Source organism: Pseudoclavibacter sp. VKM Ac-2867 (genome assembly GCF_015351275.1).
Taxonomy (GTDB): Bacteria; Actinomycetota; Actinomycetes; order Actinomycetales; family Microbacteriaceae; genus Pseudoclavibacter.
In genome coordinates this window covers 99,197-118,491 of sequence record NZ_JADKSL010000012.1, presented here as the reverse complement: position 1 = coordinate 118,491, position 19,295 = coordinate 99,197, and the positions used below count along the sequence as shown (strand labels likewise).

At 67.4% G+C, this 19,295-nt stretch carries 13 protein-coding genes; 3 read left to right on the top strand and 10 right to left on the bottom strand.

Features of this window, described 5'->3' with window-relative positions; all coding sequences use genetic code 11:
* Positions 1–2 precede the first annotated feature (2 nt).
* The 4 genes from ITJ67_RS12955 to lepA all read right to left on the bottom strand — a co-directional run bounded on the left by ITJ67_RS12955 (position 3) and on the right by lepA (position 7,540).
* Positions 3–2,858, bottom strand: coding sequence for an FtsK/SpoIIIE family DNA translocase (locus ITJ67_RS12955; RefSeq protein ID WP_160070507.1), 2,856 nt, complete (start codon positions 2,856–2,858; stop codon positions 3–5).
* An 85-nt stretch (positions 2,859–2,943) separates the two neighbouring features.
* Positions 2,944–4,617 carry a ribonuclease J gene (locus ITJ67_RS12950; RefSeq protein WP_160070508.1) on the bottom strand — a complete coding sequence of 558 codons (1,674 nt, stop codon included), beginning with the start codon at positions 4,615–4,617 and terminating at the stop codon, positions 2,944–2,946.
* Positions 4,618–4,665: 48 nt separating this feature from the next.
* Positions 4,666–5,640: a 4-hydroxy-tetrahydrodipicolinate synthase gene (gene dapA / locus ITJ67_RS12945; RefSeq protein WP_104240862.1), complete on the bottom strand. Its 975-nt coding sequence runs from the start codon at positions 5,638–5,640 to the stop codon at positions 4,666–4,668.
* A 55-nt stretch (positions 5,641–5,695) separates the two neighbouring features.
* Positions 5,696–7,540, bottom strand: coding sequence for a translation elongation factor 4 (gene lepA / locus ITJ67_RS12940; protein ID WP_160070509.1), 1,845 nt, complete (start codon positions 7,538–7,540; stop codon positions 5,696–5,698).
* A gap of 109 nt (positions 7,541–7,649) precedes the next feature.
* On the opposite strand from lepA, the gene ITJ67_RS12935 reads away from it, so the two are divergent.
* The 3 genes from ITJ67_RS12935 (at position 7,650) to ITJ67_RS12925 (ending at position 10,239) form a co-directional block, all read left to right on the top strand.
* Positions 7,650–9,263 carry an ABC-F family ATP-binding cassette domain-containing protein gene (locus tag ITJ67_RS12935; RefSeq protein ID WP_194677935.1) on the top strand — a complete coding sequence of 538 codons (1,614 nt, stop codon included), beginning with the start codon at positions 7,650–7,652 and terminating at the stop codon, positions 9,261–9,263.
* Between the two features lie 114 nt (positions 9,264–9,377).
* Positions 9,378–9,638 (top strand): 30S ribosomal protein S20, encoded by a 261-nt coding sequence (gene rpsT / locus ITJ67_RS12930; RefSeq protein ID WP_068493103.1) that lies wholly within the window; start codon positions 9,378–9,380, stop codon positions 9,636–9,638.
* Between the two features lie 10 nt (positions 9,639–9,648).
* Positions 9,649–10,239: a DUF1697 domain-containing protein gene (locus ITJ67_RS12925; RefSeq protein WP_194677934.1), complete on the top strand. Its 591-nt coding sequence runs from the start codon at positions 9,649–9,651 to the stop codon at positions 10,237–10,239.
* Positions 10,240–10,380: 141 nt separating this feature from the next.
* Here ITJ67_RS12925 and holA read toward each other — a convergent pair whose 3' ends face one another.
* From holA to leuS, 6 genes are all read right to left on the bottom strand, one after another.
* Entirely contained in the window at positions 10,381–11,394 is a 1,014-nt protein-coding gene (gene holA / locus ITJ67_RS12920) for a DNA polymerase III subunit delta (protein WP_104298950.1), read from the bottom strand.
* A gap of 196 nt (positions 11,395–11,590) precedes the next feature.
* Positions 11,591–12,508 carry a hypothetical protein gene (locus tag ITJ67_RS12915; protein WP_194677933.1) on the bottom strand — a complete coding sequence of 306 codons (918 nt, stop codon included), beginning with the start codon at positions 12,506–12,508 and terminating at the stop codon, positions 11,591–11,593.
* Between the two features lie 216 nt (positions 12,509–12,724).
* Positions 12,725–13,039 carry a hypothetical protein gene (locus ITJ67_RS12910; protein ID WP_194677932.1) on the bottom strand — a complete coding sequence of 105 codons (315 nt, stop codon included), beginning with the start codon at positions 13,037–13,039 and terminating at the stop codon, positions 12,725–12,727.
* A gap of 17 nt (positions 13,040–13,056) precedes the next feature.
* The gene (locus ITJ67_RS12905; protein WP_194677931.1) at positions 13,057–15,525 is read right to left on the bottom strand and encodes a ComEC/Rec2 family competence protein; all 2,469 of its coding nucleotides are present in this window, start codon (positions 15,523–15,525) and stop codon (positions 13,057–13,059) included.
* A 26-nt stretch (positions 15,526–15,551) separates the two neighbouring features.
* The gene (locus ITJ67_RS12900) at positions 15,552–16,226 is read right to left on the bottom strand and encodes a ComEA family DNA-binding protein (protein WP_323741458.1); all 675 of its coding nucleotides are present in this window, start codon (positions 16,224–16,226) and stop codon (positions 15,552–15,554) included.
* A gap of 413 nt (positions 16,227–16,639) precedes the next feature.
* Positions 16,640–19,189 carry a leucine--tRNA ligase gene (gene leuS / locus ITJ67_RS12895; RefSeq protein WP_194677930.1) on the bottom strand — a complete coding sequence of 850 codons (2,550 nt, stop codon included), beginning with the start codon at positions 19,187–19,189 and terminating at the stop codon, positions 16,640–16,642.
* Between the last annotated feature and the right edge of the window lie 106 nt (positions 19,190–19,295).

Genomic DNA, 19,295 nt, shown 5'->3' with positions numbered 1-19,295 from the left:
CGCTAGTCGCGCCCTGTCAGACTCCAGGCGTCGTCGTCGCCGCTCTCGGCGTCGACTTCTTCCAGCCCATCGTATTGGGCCGCGACGGCGTCGAACGACGCAGCCATGCCATCCTGCTCGGCCATCGACGCCGAACTCGCTGCCGGAGCGCCTGCCGCCGGGTCCTGCCCGCGGATGCGCGCGAGCACACCGGGGAGCTCCTCGGCGGTGACGAGAACATCTCGAGCCTTTGAACCCTCGGAAGGACCGACGATCTCGCGCGATTCCATGAGGTCCATGAGCCTGCCGGCCTTCGCGAATCCAACGCGCAGCTTGCGCTGCAGCATCGAGGTCGAGCCGAACTGCGAGTTCACGACCAGTTCGGCTGCCGCGAGCAGGAGCTCGAGATCGTCGCCGATGTCGGCATCGATCTCCTTCTTCTCCACGACCTGCGCGACGTCGGCTCGATACTCGGGCTGCGCCTGGCGCTTGACGTGCGCCACGATCTCCATGATCTCTTTGTCGTTGACCCAGGCACCCTGCACGCGGGCGGCCTTGTTGGCTCCCGACGGAAGGAACAGGGCGTCGCCCTGGCCGATGAGCGACTCCGCGCCGACCTGGTCGAGGATGACGCGCGAGTCGGTGGAGCTGGTCACCGCGAACGCGAGACGGCTCGGCACGTTCGCCTTGATGAGACCCGTGACGACATCGACGCTGGGGCGCTGCGTCGCGAGTACGAGGTGGATTCCGGCGGCACGCGCGAGCTGGGTGATGCGGACGATCGAGTCCTCGACGTCGCGCGGGGCGACCATCATCAGCTCGGCGAGCTCGTCGACCACCACGAGCAGGTAGGGGTACGGCTTGAGCTTCCGCTTCGAGCCCTCGGGGAGCACGATGCCGCCCGAGCGGATAGCCGCGTTGAAGTCGTCGACGTGGCGGTAGCCGAAGCTCTCGAGGTCGTCGTAGCGCATCTCCATCTCCTTCACGACCCACTGCAGCGCTTCCGCCGCCTTCTTGGGGTTCGTGATGATGGGGGTGATGAGGTGCGGGACGCCGCTATACGGCGTGAGCTCGACGCGCTTCGGGTCGACGAGGACCATTCGCACTTCTGCCGGCGTCGCGCGCATCAGCAGCGACACGATCATGGAGTTGACGAAGCTCGACTTTCCAGCCCCGGTGGCACCCGCCACGAGGAGGTGCGGCATCTTGGCGAGGTTCGCGAGCACGAAGCCGCCCTCGACGTCCTTGCCGACGCCGATCGTCATGGGGTGGCGCGCTGCGATCGACTCCGGGGACTGCAGGACGTCTCCGAGCGAGACCACCTCGCGGTCGGAGTTCGGGATCTCCACTCCGATGGCGCTCTTTCCGGGAATCGGCGACAGGATGCGCACCTGATTGCTCTTGACCGCGTAGGCGATGTTGTTGGAGAGCTGCGTGACGCGCTCGACCTTGACGCCGGGGGCCACCTCGACCTCGTAGCGCGTGACGGTCGGACCGCGCGAGAAGCCGGTGACCTTCGCATCGACCTTGAACTGCGCGAACGTCGAGTTGAGCGCCTCGACGATGAGGTCGTTGGCCTCGGTGCGCGCGAGTGCCGGCGCACCGCGCGAGAGCATCGACTGCACCGGGAGGCTGTACGCCTGGCCCGGGGCACCCGCGTCGCGGGAATCCCACTGCTCGGCGCCATCCTCAGCCGAGGCCGAAGGCTCTGGCGTCGCGGCTGCCGGCGCCGCCGTGGCGGGCGACGCAGGCGCGGGCGGCCCGAAGAGGTCGGCAAACTCGTCCGGGTCGGTCGGCGTCGAGTCGTCCTGGATACCCGTGGCCGAGAAGAGCGTGGGCTCGGCGACGTCGATGACATCGGTGGCGTCATCCATCCGCACTCCGGAGAGGACCGCAGTCGGCTGCGGTCCGGTGACCGCGTTGTCCGGGTCTTCGGAGGTGAGACCACGCAGGACGGTCGTCGTCGCCTCCGGGTCGATGCGGTGGTGCTCGTGCTTCTTCGTGTCGGCGACGGCGGTGTCGTACGGCTGCTCCTCGTAGTCGACGTCCTCTTCGCGGCCGGAGTCGTTGCGTCGCCACCACGGGAGGCGGTCCGACTCGGCCGAGCGAGCGCGGTCCTCCCCGCCGAGCAGGCTCTCGTCATCGCCGGACGCCGCCTTGCCGGCCTTCGCCGAGCGGGCGTGGGCTGCGGACTCCTCGTCGATGCCGAACATCCAGGCCCACAGCTCGCGAAGCCTGACGACGACCTTGTGTGGCGGTGTCTTCGTGATGATGAAGACGGAGAGCAGGACGAGGAGACCTGCGACGATGGCCGCGCCGATCGGCGTGATGACAACACCGAGGGTGCCACCGAGGAGCCAGCCGAAGACTCCGCCGCCCAGTGCGAGCGCCGGCATGCCGTTGACGGGGTCAGGGCTGTCCGCGAGCACGTGGCAGATCGCGGAGCTCGAGACGAGCCCGAGGAAGAGGCCGACGCCGATGCGCCCGTTGTCGCTCACGGAGGACGGATGCCGGAAGAGCCAGAGCGCGAAGAACGCGAGCACGACGGGCAACGCGTAGGAGACGCGGCCGAAGAGCCCGCCGAAGGTGAAGTCGTTCAGGGCCGTGGCGACGCCGTTCCCGGGGAAGAACCAGACGACCACACCGCCGATGACCGCGAGCAGGAAGAGCAGGAATGGGAATCCGTCGCGCCGCTGGTCCTTCTCGAGCGTCTCGGGCCCAAGCGCCCGAGCGGTCTGGCCAGCGACGTTCGCGGCGGCCATCCAGGCGCGGGTCGCGATGCCCGGCTTCTCGGTCTCCGCCGGCGCCTTCGCGGCTGCCGCGCTCGCCCGCTTCTTGGGCGCGGGGGTTCGCTTGGTGTTGGACGGAGTTGTGGCCATGGTGCCCAAGGTACCTGCGGCCACCGACAGGATCGAGGATGACGCCCCGAGAGCCGCCGAGATCGGCGACTCTCGGGGCGTGAGGTCAGGCCTCGATGACCACCGGGATGATCATCGGGTGACGGCGGTGCTTCGTGTTGACCCAGCGGCCGATCGTGCGTCGCACGACCTGCGAGAGCTGGTAGGAGTTCGAGTTGCCCGCCTCGACGGCCTCCTTGAGCGCCTTCTGGATGCCCGGGATGATGTCGTCGAAGACAGCCTCATCCGGTGCGAACCCGCGTGCATGGATCTCCGGACCGACGAGGATGTTGCCGGTGGCCGCCTCGACGACGGTGAAGATGGAGATGAACCCCTCTTCAGCGAGGATGCGGCGGTCCTTGAGATCCGCGTCGGTGATCGTGCCGACCGTGGATCCGTCGACGTAGATGAAGCCGATGTCGAGCTGCGCGACCTGGCGTGCGACACCGTCCCGCATGTCGATGACGGCGCCGTTCTCGACGACGAGCACGTTCTCATCCGCGATGCCGGACTTCTTCGCGATCTCGGCGTTTGCGACGAGGTGTCGGATCTCGCCGTGCACGGGCAGGACCTGACGCGGCTGCAGGATGTTGTAGCAGTAGAGCAGCTCGCCTGCCGCGGCGTGACCGGACACGTGCACGTTCGCGTTCGCCTTGTGCACCACGTTCGCGCCGAGCTTGATGAGCGCGTTGATGACGCGGAACACCGAGTTCTCGTTGCCGGGGATGAGGCTCGAGGCGAGGATGACGGTGTCGTCCTCCCCCACCTCGATGGCGTGCGTCTTGGACGCGATGCGGCTGAGGACGGCCATGGGCTCGCCCTGCGACCCCGTCGACATGAAGACGATCTGGTCGTCGGGCAGCTTGAGCGCCTTCTTGTGGTCGATGAGCACGCCCTGCGGCACGTTGAGGTAGCCGAGCTCGGATGCGATGCCCATGTTGCGGACCATGGAGCGGCCCATGAGCGCGACGCGGCGACCGTTGGCCGCGGCGGCGTCGATGACCTGCTGCACGCGGTGGACGTGGCTCGAGAAGCTCGCGACGACGACCTTGCCCTTGGTCCGCGAGATGACGTCCTCGATGACCGGGCCGATGTTGCGCTCGGTCGGCGTGAAGCCCGGGACCTCGGCGTTGGTGGAGTCGGCCATGAAGAGGTCGATACCCTCCTCGCCGAGGCGAGCGAAGGCGCGAAGATCCGTGAGGCGACCGTCGAGCGGCAGCTGGTCCATCTTGAAGTCGCCCGTGTGGAGCACCGTGCCGGCGTCCGTCGTGATGTGCACGGCGAGCGCATCCGGGATGGAGTGGTTGACGGCCACGAACTCGAGCGTGAAAGGCCCCATCTCCTCGATCTGCCCTTCGGCGACCGTGAGCGTGTATGGCTTGATGCGGTGCTCCTTGAGCTTCGCCTCGACGAGGGCGAGCGTCAGCGTGGAGCCGATGAGCGGGATGTCCGGCTTGAGTCGGAGGATGTACGGCACCGCTCCGATGTGGTCCTCGTGGCCGTGGGTCAGCACGATGCCGACGACGTCGTCCAGTCGAGCGCGGATCGAGTCGAAGTCGGGCAGGATCAGGTCGACGCCTGGCTGGGTCTCTTCTGGGAAGAGCACGCCGCAGTCGACGATGAGGATCTTGCCGTCGATCTCGAACGTCGCCATGTTGCGGCCGACTTCGCCCAGACCGCCGAGCGGGATGATCCGCATCGAGCCTGGTGCGAGCTTGGGAAGGTGTTCGGTCTTTGTCATATGAGCCTTTGGGAAGTCAGCGTTGCCGCTGGTGAGGTGAGGGTCGAATCAGCGGGTTGTGCCTGGGATGCGCGGGAGCGCACCACCCGCGGCCGCGTTGCGGTCAGGCCGGAAGTTCGTGAAGCTCGCGCCTTCGACGTCGCGAACCAGGTCCAGCTCGTCCTCGATGAGGGCGGCTTCCCACTCCTCCGGGCCGACGAGCGGCAACCGGACGCGGGGGGACTGGATGCGGCCGAGGCCGTGCAGGATGTACTTGGTCGCCACGGTGCCCGGAACGTGGGTCATGGTGGCCCGCACGAGCGGCTCGAGGCGCTGGTGCGCATCTGTCGCCGTGCGGAGGTCGCCCGCGTTGACGGCGTCGACCATCATGCGGTAGGGCTGCGACGCGATGTTCGCGGTCACGCCGATGAGGCCCGTCGCGCCGATCGAGAGCAGCGGGAGCGTGTTGGCGTCGTCTCCCGAGAAGTAGAGCAGCTCGGTCTGGTTGAGAACGCGGGACACCTGCGCGAGGTCGCCCTTCGCGTCCTTGACCGCGATGATGTTCGGGTGCTTGGCGAGGCGCAGGATCGTCTCGTAGGTGATCGGGATGCCCGTGCGGCCCGGGATGTCATAGAGGATGAGCGGCAGGTCGGTCGCGTCCGCGATCATGCGGAAGTGCGTGAGCACGCCAGCCTGCGTCGGCTTGTTGTAGTACGGGGTGACGGCCATGACGCCGTCGGCGCCGGCATCCGCTGACTGCTTCGCGAGCTGGATGGCGTGCGCCGTCTCGTTCGACGGTCCACCTGTGATGATCTTCGCGCGCCCGGCCGAGACCTCTTTGCCCACGACGACGAGCTTGAGCTTCTCGGCGTCGGTGAGCGTCGACGTCTCACCGGTCGTGCCGGTGACGACGATGCCGTCAGCGCCGGCCGAGATGACGTCGTCGATGTGCTTCTCGACGCCCGCCCAATCGACTTCGCCGTCGTGCGTCATCGGAGTCACGAGTGCAACGAGCACCTGGCCGAAAGGGTTGTCCTGTTCCATCACGTCTCTCAGGCTACTTCCACTAGGTAAAGACTGGGTCTTGTTGTCGAGCTTGCTATTTCTTCTTCTCCACGTCGCCGCTGAGCGCCGCGATGAAGGCTTCCTGCGGCACTTCCACGCGTCCGACCATCTTCATGCGCTTCTTGCCGGCCTTCTGCTTCTCCAGCAGCTTGCGCTTGCGGGAGATATCGCCGCCGTAGCACTTCGCGAGCACGTCCTTGCGGATGGCGCGGATCGTCTCGCGGGCGATGATGCGGGCGCCGATGGCGGCCTGGATGGGCACCTCGAACTGCTGGCGCGGGATGAGCTTCCGGAGGCGCTCGGTCATCAGCAGCCCGTAGGCGTAGGCCTTGTCCTTGTGGATGACGGCGCTGAACGCGTCGACGCGCTCGCCCTGCAGCAGGATGTCGACCTTCACGAGGTCGGCGACCTGGTCTCCCATGGGCTCGTAGTCGAGGGACGCGTACCCCTGCGTCCGGCTCTTCAGCTGGTCGAAGAAATCGAACACGATCTCGCCGAGCGGCATCGAGTAGCGCAGCTCGACGCGCTCCTCGCTCAGGTAGTCCATGCTGATGAGCGCTCCGCGCTTGCCTTCGCACAGCTCCATGATCTTGCCGACGTAGTCCTTCGGGGCGAGGATCGCGGCGCGCATCATCGGCTCGCGAACCTCGAGGATCTTGCCCTCGGGGTACTCGCTGGGGTTCGTGACGGTGTGGAGCTGCTTGTCCTCCGTCTTGACCTCGTAGACGACCGATGGCGCGGTCGTGATGAGGTCGAGATCGAACTCGCGCATGAGGCGCTCGGTGACGATCTCCAGGTGGAGCAGGCCGAGGAAGCCGACGCGGAACCCGAAGCCGAGCGCCACCGACGTCTCGGGCTCGTAGTTGAGCGCAGCATCCGAGAGCTTGAGCTTGTCCAGCGCCTCGCGGAGCTCGGGGTAGTCGCCAGCATCGATCGGGTACAGGCCGGAGAAGACCATGGGCTTCGGCTCCGTGTAGCCCGGGAGCGGGTCGTCGGATGGACGCGTGCTGCCCGTCACGGTGTCGCCCACCTTCGAGAGACGCACGTCCTTCACGCCCGTGATGAGGTAGCCGACCTCACCGACGCCGAGCCCCTTGGCCACGGTGGGCTCCGGCGACGAGACGCCGATCTCGAGCATCTCGTGCGTGGAACCGGTCGACATCATCTTGATCTTGTCGCGAGCCTTGAGCTCGCCGTCGACGACGCGGACATACGTGACAACGCCGCGGTAGGCGTCGTAGACCGAGTCGAAGATCATCGCGCGAGCGGGGGCATCCGCAACACCGACCGGTGCCGGGATGCGCTCGACGACACGGTCGAGCAGCTCCCCGACCCCCATGCCGGTCTTGCCGCTCACACGCAGCACGTCGTCGGGGTCGCCGCCGATGAGGTTCGCGATCTCCGCCGCGAAGCGATCGGGGTCGGCGGCAGGCAGGTCGATCTTGTTCAGGACCGGGATGATCTCGAGGTCGTTCTCCATCGCCAGGTACAGGTTCGCGAGCGTCTGGGCCTCGATGCCCTGCGCCGCATCCACCAGCAGGATGGCTCCCTCGCACGCCGCGAGCGAGCGAGAGACCTCGTAGGAGAAGTCGACGTGGCCGGGCGTGTCGATCATGTTGAGCGCGAACGTGTCACCCTCGACGGCCCACGGCATGCGGACCGCCTGGCTCTTGATCGTGATGCCACGCTCCCGCTCGATGTCCATCCGGTCGAGGTACTGTGCACGCATGGCGCGGTCGTCGACAGAGCCCGTGAGCTGCAGCATCCTGTCGGCCAGGGTGGACTTGCCGTGGTCGATGTGAGCGATGATGCAGAAATTGCGGATCCGGGCGGGGTCGGTCTGAGCCGGCTCGAGCGGAGTGGAGGCGCGTGGTGACATGGTGTCGCCTATTCTCCCATGAGCCGCGCACCCAGCGCTCATCGCCCGGCGCTTCAGCGCGCAACCAGCGTGCGCACCGCCAGAGAACGGCCCAGGAAGGCACCACCGCATGAGTCTCATCCGCCTCAACGACGTCGAGGTCGGCTTCGGCCCCTCCCCCGTGCTCAAGGAGATCTTCCTCACCCTCGACCGAGGGGATCGAGTCGGGCTCATCGGCCAGAACGGCTCAGGGAAGTCGACGCTGCTGAAGCTCATCCTCGAGCAGGTCTCCCCCGACACGGGCACCGTCTCGATCGATGACGGCGTGCGCATCGGCTACTTCTCGCAGTTCTCCGAGCTGGACGGCTCGTCGACGATCCTCGAGACGCTGGAGACCCTGTTCTCGCATGTCCACGACATGGAGGCGGAGCTCGCCGAGATCGATGCCGCCATCGCCGCCGAGCCAGCCGCCGACACGCTCGACCGGCTCATCCTGCGCCAATCCGAGCTCTTCGAGGAGATGGACCGCGCGGACGGCTGGGACTACAAGCGCCACATCGACACCGCCCTCACGAAGCTCGGCTTCAACGAGGCCCACCGCACGAGCCCCATCGAGAAGCTCTCCGGCGGCTGGCGCAACCGCGCGGCGCTTGCCAAGCTCCTGCTCGAACAGCCCGACGTGCTGCTCCTCGACGAGCCCACCAACTTCCTCGACGTCGCCGGCGTCGAGTGGCTCGAGACCTGGTTCCGCTCGTTCCGCGGCGCCGCGATCATCGTGTCGCACGACCGCACGTTCCTGGATGCGGTGGTCACGCGCATCCTCGAGGTCGAGAACCTGCACCTGCACGAGTACCCGGGCGACTTCGGCGAGTACGTGATCCAGAAGCAGTTCCGGCTCAAGACCCTGCAGGCGCAGTTCGTCCACGAGGCCGAGCTGCTCGCCTTCGAGGCGGAGGGCATCTCCGATCGCCGCGAGGCGGCGAAGGCCGGCGGCAAGGGGCTCGGGAAGCGCCTCTCGAGCATCAAGAAGAAGCGAGCACCCCGGCCCGTCGACGAGATCGTGACCGAGATCTACGGCTCCCTGCACGTCAAGGACGTGCTCGCCCGCGTCTCGGGCCTCGGCAAGAGCTACGGCGACCGGACCCTGTTCGACGACGTGACCTTCGAGGTGCACCGCGGCGACCGCATCGCCGTCATCGGACCCAACGGCAGCGGCAAGTCGACGCTCCTGCGCGTCCTCACGGGCGAGGAGTCCGGCGACGTCGGCCGGGTCGACTGGCCGAACGGCGTGAAGGTCGTCTCGTACAACCAGGTGCTCGCCGAGCTCGACGAGTCCGACACCGTGTCGCACTCGGTGAACGCAATGCCGGACAGCATCGCGCTGCGTGCGACGAAGAAGTCCGTCGCCCGATTCCTCAGCATGTTCCGCTTCAGCGAGGCCGAGCTGAAGTCCCGCATCGGCACCCTCTCGGGTGGACAGCGGGCGCGAGTCGCGATGGCGCAGTGCCTGCTGTCGGGCGCATCCGTGCTGGTGCTCGACGAGCCGACGAACCACCTCGACCTGCCGAGCACGCAGGTCATGGAGCGCGCGCTCGTGCACTTCCCCGGCGCCGTCATCGTCGTCAGCCACGATCGTTTCTTCATCGACAAGGTCGCCACTGGGACCGTCGTGTTCGGCACGAAAACGGACGCTCCGGCCGAGCTCGAGATCACCATCGCCGATTCAGGTACCGACGTCGCCTGAAGCCTGGTAGAGTTTCTGTTTGGCTTACGCGTCGCCCACTCGGCGCGGATTGGCGGCACGGCCCTCTTCCGTGCGGCACCGTTCCAGTACACCTTCCTGTAAGAAAGAAGCAACGTGGCAAATATCAAGTCGCAGATCAAGCGCATCGGCACCAACCGCAAGGCGACCGAGCGCAACCGCGCCTACAAGAGCGAACTCCGCACGGCTATCCGTCGCGTTCGCTCGGCTGTCTCCGAGGGCAACAAGGAGCAGGCTGAGCTCGCGCTCACCTTCGCTGCCAAGAAGCTCGACAAGGCCGTCTCCAAGGGCGTCATCCACAAGAACCAGGCAGCGAACCGCAAGTCGGCCATCGCCAAGACGGTCGCAGCGCTCTAAGCCTCCTGTCATGCCGACATCGACCCCCGCATCCTCTTCCGAGGTGCGGGGGTCGATTCGTCGTATCGCGCTGCTCCAGAGCATCAACCTCGGCCAGCATCGAAAGCTGCCGATGGCCGAGCTCAAGCAAGCCCTCGAGGCCGCCGGGCAAACCAACCTGGCGACGGTCCTGCAGACAGGCAACGTGCTGCTCGACGCTCCGGCAGCGGTCACGAACGCCGAGCTCGAGACGCGGCTCCGCACCGAGATCGCGGCCGCCTTCGACCTCGACGTGCCAACGCTCGTCCGCGACGCCGACGAGTGGCGGGCGGTCGTCGAACACGATCCGTTCCGCCAGTTCGATCCCCACCCGAGCCGCTTCGTCGTCGTGTTCTGCGCTGAGCCGCCGCTGGAACGTGTCGAGGCGCTGCTCGACGGCGTCGACCTCAAGGATGATCGGTGGGTCGCGCGCGGACGCGAGCTGTACGTGTCCTGTCCGAACGGGCAGATCGAGAGCCCGGTGCTGCAGCGCCTCGGCCGCCCGAAGAGCTCGGACACGTCGAGCGGGCCGGCCACGGTGCGCACCTGGGGCACGGTGCTGCGGGTCGCGGCCAAGCTCTAGAGTCAGCGCATGTGAGGCCCGCTTCCCAGCGACGGTCCGACCCCGTGTGACCAACTTGCGTGATCAGACGGTCTTCAGGTGACGCTGCTCGCAGACGGGCGCCGATCCATCACGGAAGTTGGCCAGGGTGCGCGGCGGCTTTCAGACGTCGCGGAGTGCGATGCAGCGCAGCATCCGCTCGACGGCGAACTGCGGGTCTCTCCCCGCCCCCTTGACGGCGTGGTCGGTCTCGGCAACCAGCGTGATGGCTCGGCCGAGGGATGCGTCGTCCCAGTCGCGAAGCTCGCGGCGGGCCTGGCCGACCTGCCAGGGCGACGCGCCTGCGCGGCTGGCGATCTGCGCGTCCGAGCCACTGAGTCCCTGCACCTTCGCCATGATGCGCAGCTTCGAGGCGACGGCCGAGACGATCGGCACCGGGTGCAGGCCCGTCGAGAAGCCATGGCGCACCAACGCCAGTGCGTCGCGGACCCGCCCAGCAAGTGCGGCGTCCGCGATCTTGAATCCGGTCGTCTCGACGCGGCCGCCGAAGTACTTGTCGACGTGCTCGTCGGTGATGGTGTCACTCGTGACGGTCAGCAGCTGGCGGGCAGCTCCGATGAGCTCAGCGAGGTCGGTGTTGAATGCGGCGACAAGCAGCGAGGCCGCCTGCGGCTCGATGCGTCGGCCCGCGTTGCGCACCTCGGCGACGACGACGTCGACGAGCTCGCTCGGCTTGGGCTTCTGGCAGTCGATCTCGACGGCGACATCCTTCGCGCCCCGCACGGCATCCAGGAGTTTCTTCCCACGCACTCCCCCGCCGTGCCGGAGCACGAGCGTCGCGCCTTCGACGGGCATCTTCGTGTAGGCGACCACGTCGGCGATGAGGGCGTCGGTGCACTGCTGCACGCCTCGGATGATGACCAGGCGCGGTTCGAAGAAGAGCGATGGGCTGACGAGGGTCGTGAGGTGCCCGCCCGCGTAGCCTGAGGCTTCGATCTCCGTGATCTCGAGGTCGGGTGACTCTGCCCGGAGCACGTCGCGGAGCCGTGTGATCGCGGTCTCGGCGAAGTAGTCCTCTGGGCCGCTCACGAGCACGATGCCAGCAGGCCGCACCTCCCGGTGGGTGAGGACGGGGATCGCCCTCTTGGGGGTGCTCGCCCGCTTCGCCTGTGCCATAGCTCAATGGTAACGACGCGCGGTCGCCCTGTTGTCGCAGTCACGAGCCGAAGTCCAGGCAAATGGCCCCTCAGGCAGAATCATCAGTCGAGCTTTGACCAGCGGATTTTTGTCCGCCGTCCAGCGAACATGGCTTCCGTGCAGCCTCTGCAGACAACAGGCAACGAAACGAAACCGTCAAGAGAACCCAAGCCTGCTAGCCGCACGCCGTGCTGCCCGAAAGATCCTCGACGACCATCTCTGGCCTGGGCTGGTCCCCCAGAATGTAGCTCGTCCAATTGGAGCTCGGGACTCCAAAACATGTGGAGAGCAAGATGCCCACAACTTGTCTGTCGATGAGGTCAAGCAGGTCGAACGCGCGCAGGTTCTCATCGCCGTCGGACACCGACAAGTACATGGGCAACTTGTCAATGACGAGAGACCGGAGAGGGAGCTCGGACCTAAACCGCCAGAGAAGAGCGCCGTCACGAACTGGTTCCTGCCGCCAAAGCTCCTCGCTCGCGATGCCAGCCATCGAGAACGAGTCACTGTTTTCGAATGACTCGACTCTCAAGGCGAAGGTGGATCGAGATGCCATCTCGATCATCATTGCGAGAGAGGCGCGATGCTTGTCCGTGAGATCCAGACGGTGCAGCACCACTCCGGCCGCGAGATCAGGCTCGCCGTAGCGGAAGGGCTGATTGATTTCAAGGCGATCACGAACGAAGCTCGGCATGCTAGACAAGGTTGACTTCACCATGGCTGCCCAGTGCGCTTGCGTTCGCGCAAGCGGGAAGTACAACCGATGCTCAAGTTCGTCGGCCAGCGTGGCGCCTTCCAAGTGAGCCATTTCCCAGGCGAAAGCATCCAAGCTCGCACGGTAATTGTGGATCGCATCGCCGAAGAGCAACGACCAACGAATCGAGTCCGGCTCGTGCCTCAGACGCGCCCGGACGCTGAAGATTCTCTGTGTCGGGTCCGACTCGGAAACCGACTCTCGGCCCAGAGAAGCACGGTAGGAGTTGTACTCGTCACGCAACTGGCAGACGAGTTCGTACGCGCGAGCCGCCTTGTGGAACGGCCACGCGGAGAAGTCCTTACCCGGGTAAATAGACCGTTGGGAGGTTACGTTCACAGTCGAGACTCCGAGACTGTGCGACTGTGCGAGCTACCCCGCTTCGCTAGGGCCATTACGAATCTCACGAGCACGATGCCAGCAGGCCGCACCTCCCGGTGGGTGAGGACGGGGATCGCCCTCTTGGGGGTGCTCGCCCGCTTCGCCTGTGCCATAGCTCAATGGTAACGACGCGCATCTGGCCGTGCGACCGAGACCCCGATCTGTCGAACCGCGCTAAGAGGATTCGACGCGTCGGTTGTGGGTGGCGAGGATCAGCGGATACGGCGCTACGGCCACGACCGCCGCGATCACCAGCAGGAGCAGGTCGACGCGAGGGTCCCATCCCAGTTGAGCGATGCCGGCGCACGCCACCCCGAAACCTCCGAACTGGAGCCACCAGTGCCCCTGCGGGAACGTGAGACCGGGCGCGGCCCCGACGGGCCCGAACTTCACCTTCCGGTTCCTGTTCGCGCGCGAGACCCGGGCGGCACTCCAGGCGAAGAGACCTGCAGCACCGGCGATGAGGAGCCAGCCCACGAGAACGACCATGCTTCGACGAGACCAGGTCAGCCTGACCGCGCCCTGAGTGCGCGCGGCGGCGCGGGTCGCCCGCGGGCTCGCGGGGCCGTGGCGACTCCCGCGACCGCGGGAGGGTCCGAACCTCCGTGACCTCCCTCGCCGATGACGATGGTGCCGAGCTCGTCGGTACGGAGAGGTCGCGTGCCTGCCGCGGTGAGCATCCCGAGCGCCGCGTCCGTCGGGTGGCCGTAGCCATTGTCTGCTCCCACCGAGACGAGTCCGATGGACGAGGAGAGCTCTTCGTAGAGCTGCGCGCTCTGGTCGCGCGAGCCGTGGTGCGCCATCTTGACGATGTCGGCTCGCGGGCGCGGGTGCTCGCGCAGCAGGCCGCGCTGAGCCTCCTCTCCCAGGTCTGCGAGCGCGGCGAGCGACAGGCAGACCGTCACGCAGGACGTCGTCGGTTCGAGCAGCGTCACGAGACTCCCATCGTTGCCACCGACGCTCGCCGGCTCCCCGCCGCTCCCGCGCTTGGGCCACAGGACGCTCCACGCGAGGTCGCCGAGCGTCCAGGAGTCGCCACTCGCGGCGTAGTGCACCTGGGCTCCGGCCACGCGCAGCTCATCGACGAGCGGCTCCGCTCGCGCCTCGGCAGTATCGGGGACGACAAGCGACCCGAGGCCGATGCCGGATTCGAGCAACGCGGTCGCCGCTCCAGTGTGGTCCAGATCGAAGTGCGTGAGCACGAGCAGACGCAGCTCATCGACGCCGAGCGCCCTCAGGCAGGCCAGAAGCGCGTCAGGCTCCGCGCCGGTGTCGATGAGCGCCGAGCCGCTCCAGGTGGTGACGAGCAGCGCATCCCCCTGTCCGATGTCGCACGCCGCATAGCGCCAAGCACTGGGGATGCTTCTGCTGAGGTGCACCGCCTGCCCGATGACCGTGCCGACATAGGCGACCAGGGCCACGCAGAGCAGGAGCGCCAGCCACGCTCTCCAGCGGTGGAGCAGGACGATGAGCGCGACGACGACGGCGAGACAGAGCAGTGCACCCAGGAGTCCGCCAGGCCACGGCAGCAGCGCCCCGGGCCAGCCACTGACCGCCATCGCCACGAGTCCGATCCACTGCGCGGGCAGCCAAGCGACCCACAGAAGCGCCTGACCGAGCCAGGGAGCGGCCCACAGGAGCAGGCAGCCGACGAGCCCGACGAGCGTCGCCACGGGCGCTGCGGGGGCGGCCAGCACGTTCGCGAGAATGCCGTAGAGCGGCAGTTCCGGGGACAGGAGCAGCAGCACCGGCTGGCACGCGAGCTGCGCGGAGGCCGGCACGGCGAGCATGAGCGCGATGGACCGCGGCATGATAAGTGCGAGGCGGTCGCCGATCGGGTTCGCGAGCGTCAGCAGCCCGACCGTCGCGAGCACCGAGAGCGCGAAGCCGTAGTCGCGGCTGCGCCAGGGGTCGGCGACGAGCACGACCACCGTGGCGAGGGCAACGAGCGCAAGACCTGTCGACCGACGCGGAGTGGCTTCGAGCACCAGGACGACCATGGCCATGATGCTCGCCCGGATGACGCTGCCCTCCGGGGTGACGAGCGCCACGAACACGGCGAGAACCGCGGCCGCAAGCGCGAGGCGCACTCCTCGCCGCAGCCCACAGAGGCGAGCAAGGACCAGGGCCGCGGCGACCACGACCGCGCAGTTCGCCCCTGAGACGGCAGTGAGGTGCGTGAGGGCGGCCGTCTTCATCTGCTCGTCCAACTCGGCCCCGACGAGGCGCGTGTCGCCGACGGACAGACCCGGGAGCAACTGCGCGCCGAGACCGGGGAGGGCGCGCGCCGCGTCGACGAACCGATCCCGTGCGCCTGCGGTGACCTCGAGCAGCCCGCCTGGCGTGGCGACGACCTGTGCAGGAGCATCGAGGAAGACCAGAGCGGCGACGCTATCGCCCGCGTCCGCGGCGCCGAGGACCCCCTCGAGTTCGACCCGTGAGCCGATAGCTGGGGGCCGCTCCCCCTCAGACGTCGGCACGCTCAGCTGCCCGAACGCGAACAGCGAGGCGCCGCCGCCTCCGCTTCTCCCATCGACCTCGAACGAATCGAGGCGCACCTCGAAATGTGTCGGCTCCTGCAGCTGCGCACCGGACCAGCGCCCACCGTCGTCGCCGGGAACCGCGACGGCGTCTTCCCCCACCAGGGTCGTGAGCGTGCCTGTCGCCTGCACGCGAAGCCCGTCGACGGCGCCCGCACGGAGCACCTCGGGAGACCTCACGGGATACTGAGCGCCGGCGCTCACCGCGAGCAGCGCCATGACGGCCGCGACGACTGCGAACGTCGCGAGCACGGGCCGCAGACGCGCCGCCGCCAGGAGCACGATCGCGAGCAGTGCCAGACCGATGCCGCAGGACCAGGTGAGGTCGGGATGCGCGACGCAGATCCACGCCACCACCCAGGCACCGGCCGCCGCCGGAACGAGACGCGCGTCTCGACCATCGAGGCGCTCGGTCAGCGCTCTCACATTCACCATCTGAACGGCACGACCTTCGCGAGTGGTCACACGGTCACCAGGTCGACGAGCCCCTCGTAGGTGGCGTCCCCGATGCCGGCGACCTCCTTCAGCTCCTCCACAGCACCGAATCCGCCGTTCTGCTCGCGGTGGTCGATGATGCGCGATGACATTGCTGGTCCGATCCTCGGCAGCTCTTCGAGCTCAGCCGCAGACGCCGTGTTGAGGTTCACGAGGCCACCGCCGGCAGCACCCCCGGCACCGGCTGGCCCCGCTCCCCCTGCGACAGGCTCGGACGCGGCCTCGCCGATCCGCGGAACCCGCAGCTGCTCGCCGTCGACGAGCGTTCGGGCCATGTTGAGGAGCGACGGGTCGGCGTCGCCGGCAAGACCGCCCGCCGCGGCGATCGCGTCGACCACCCTGGCCGTCAACGGCACCTCGTAGACTCCGGGACTCGTGACGGCCCCGACGACGTGGACCAACAGCGTCGTCGACCCTTCGGAGCTCGGCTCCCCGGCAGGCGGTTCCGTTGCACTCAGCTGGAGGCTCTCGGTCGGCGACACCTCGCCGAGGGCACCGAGACTCGGCGTGGGACGCAGGGCCGCGAGCGTGATCGCCCCAGCGAGCACGACCAGGACCAGGACAATGGCAGCACCGACCCCAATTCGCAGACGCGGTCGGGGCGGACGCTCGAAGAGGTCAGCCAGCTCGGATTCGGACACCCCAGAACGCTACGATCGCGTGCCTATCCGCTCAGCGTCGACCTCGAGAGCTGTGGAGAACCAGCCACGAACAAGGCAGGTGTCTGCACAGTCGCTCGGCATCAGCCGTTCCCGCGCGACTCTTGGGATGGCTTCCTCGCTTCGAGATGGCAAGCACTCCATCCCGAAGCGCAAAACCCATCCCGAACCTGAACGGGGTGAGGTCAGGTGGATCGAGGACAGAACGAGGGCGAAACGGGACCGAGGGCGGAGCGGACAGCAGGGGCGTTCAGAGCCGAAAGCAGACGGCAGACAGACGCGAGCAGCCACAGACGCGAACGAACGCGAACGCGAACGCGAGCAGACACGCAGACGCGGACAGACGCAGACGCGCCCCGCTCTCTCGAGCGGGGCGCGTCTGCGTGGCGGGGCTGCTAGCCCTTGACCGCGATGTTCACGAGCTTCGGAGCCCGCACGATGATCTTGACGATCTCGCGGCCGTCGATGGCGGCCTGCACCTTCGGCGACGAGATCGCGAGCTGCTCGAGCGACGCCTCGTCGATCGTCGGGGGCACATCGAGGCGGTGCCGCACCTTGCCGTTGATCTGGACGACCGCCGTCACCTGGTCCTGCGTGAGCAGCGAGCGAGCCGCGGTCGGCCACTTGACGTGCGAGATGCTGCCCTCGTGGCCGAGTCGCTCCCACATGTCCTCGGCCGCGTGCGGCGCGTACATGTCGAGCACAACCGCGATGGCCTCGGCGGCCTCGCGCACGGCGGGGTCAGCCGGGCCAGCACCCGAGTCGATGGCCTTGCGCGTCGCGTTCGTGAGCTCCATGAGGCGCGCGATCACGACGTTGAACTTGAAGCCGGAAGCCAGCTGCGGGATGTCGGCGAGGAAGCGGTGCGTCTCGCGGCGCAGACCGCGGTCACCCTCGCCGAAATCGACGCCGACGGGGCTCGTGACCTCGCCGGAGATGCGCCAGGCGCGCGCCAGGAACTTGCCGGAGCCTGCGACAGAGACATCCGCCCAGTCGACGTCGTCCTCCGGCGGGCTGGCGAAGAGCATCGTCAGGCGCACGGCGTCGACACCGTACTGGTCGAGCTCGGCCGAGAGGCTCACGACGTTGCCCTTGGACTTCGACATCTTCTTGCCGTCCATGACGACCATGCCCTGGTTGAGCAGTGCAGAGAAGGGCTCCGTGAAGTCGACGTGTCCGAGGTCGTAGAGCACCTTCGTGATGAAACGCGCGTAGAGGAGGTGCAGGATGGCGTGCTCGACGCCGCCCACGTACTGGTCGACGGGCGCCCAGCTCGCGGCGGTCTTCTCGTCGAACGCGGCAAGCTCGTTGTTCGGCGAGAGGAAGCGGAGGAAGTACCAGGAGCTGTCGACGAACGTGTCCATCGTGTCGGTGTCGCGCAGCATCGGCTCGCCCGTCTCCGGGTCGACCGTGTTCACCCAGTCGGTCGCGCCGCCGAGGGGCGAAGCTCCCTTCGGGCGCAGGTCGAGCCCTTCGGCCTCGGGGAGGCGCACGGGGAGCTGGTCCAGCGGCACTGGAACCTCCTTGCCGTCCTCGCCGTGGAGGATCGGGATGGGCGTTCCCCAGTAGCGCTGGCGGGAGATGAGCCAGTCGCGCAGGCGGTAGTTCTTCGCGGCGCGGCCTGTGCCGCGCTCGTCGAGGAGCTCGATGGCCGCCTGGATGCCCGAGCGCTTCGAGAGCCCGTCCAGCGGTCCCGAGTTGGTGAGGCGTCCGTCGCCGGACAGCGCCTCCCCGGTCTTGGCGGGGTGGAGGTCTTCGAACTCCGGCATCGACCCGTCTTCGGGAATGATCGGGATGACCCCCGTGACGGCCTGCGTGACGTCGACGACCACCTTCACGGGCAGGTCGAACGCGCGTGCGAAGTCGAGGTCGCGCTGGTCGTGCGCGGGCACCGCCATGATCGCGCCTGTGCCATAGTCGGCGAGCACATAGTCGGCGGCCCAGATGGGCAGGCGCTCGCCGCTCAGCGGGTTGATGGCGAAGCGACCCAGGTCGACGCCGGTCTTGGGGCGGTCGCTCGACTGGCGGTCGATGGAGTCGAGCGCGCGGGTGTCGGCGAGGTACTTCGCGAAGCGCTCGCGAACCTCGTCGCTTGCGCCTTCGGCGAGCTCGGAGGCGAGGTCGTAGTCGGGGGCGACGACCATGAACGTCGCGCCGTAGAGCGTGTCTGGGCGCGTCGTGAAGACCGTGACGGGCTCATCCCGCCCCTCGACGACGAAGTCGACGTCGGCGCCGAGCGAGCGCCCGATCCAGTTGCGCTGCATCGTGATGACCTTCTGCGGCCAGTGCCCCTCGAGCTGGTTGAGGTCGTCGATGAGCCGGTCTGCGTAGTCGGTGATCTTGAAATACCACTGGTTGAGCTTCTTCTTCACGACGATCGCGTCGCAGCGCTCGCAGTGCCCGTCGACGACCTGCTCGTTGGCGAGCACCGTCTGGTCGTTGGGGCACCAGTTCACGTCGGAGTACTTGCGGTAGGCCAGACCTCGCTCGTACATCTGCAGGAACAGCCACTGGTTCCAGCGGTAGTACTCGGGGTCGGAGGTATGGATGACGCGGTCCCAGTCGAAGGACGCGGCGTAGCGCTTCATCGACGCGCGCTGCTGTGCGATGTTCTCGTACGTCCAGTCCTTGGGGTCGCCACCGTTCTTGATGGCGGCGTTCTCGGCCGGCAGCCCGAAGGAGTCCCAGCCGATGGGGTGCAGGACGTTGAAGCCCTGGTGGCGCCAGTAGCGAGCGACCGCGTCGCCGAGTGCGTACTGCTCGGCGTGCCCCATGTGCAGGTCGCCCGACGGGTACGGGAACATGTCGAGGACGTACTTGCGCGGGCGATCGTCGCCCTGGAGGTTCGTCGCGAAGGGCTGCAGCTTGTCCCACTCAGCCGACCACTTCGCTTCGAGAGCCTTGAAGTCGTATTCCTGGGGCTCAGCGCCTGTCGCTTCGGTCACAGATTTCTTCTTTCGCGTTGCCGGTTGCTGCACGGAGGGTGGTTCTCGTCGCGGTCGTCTGGCGTCGTCGCGAAGCGCGGGGCTCCTTGCGTCGGACACCAACGAC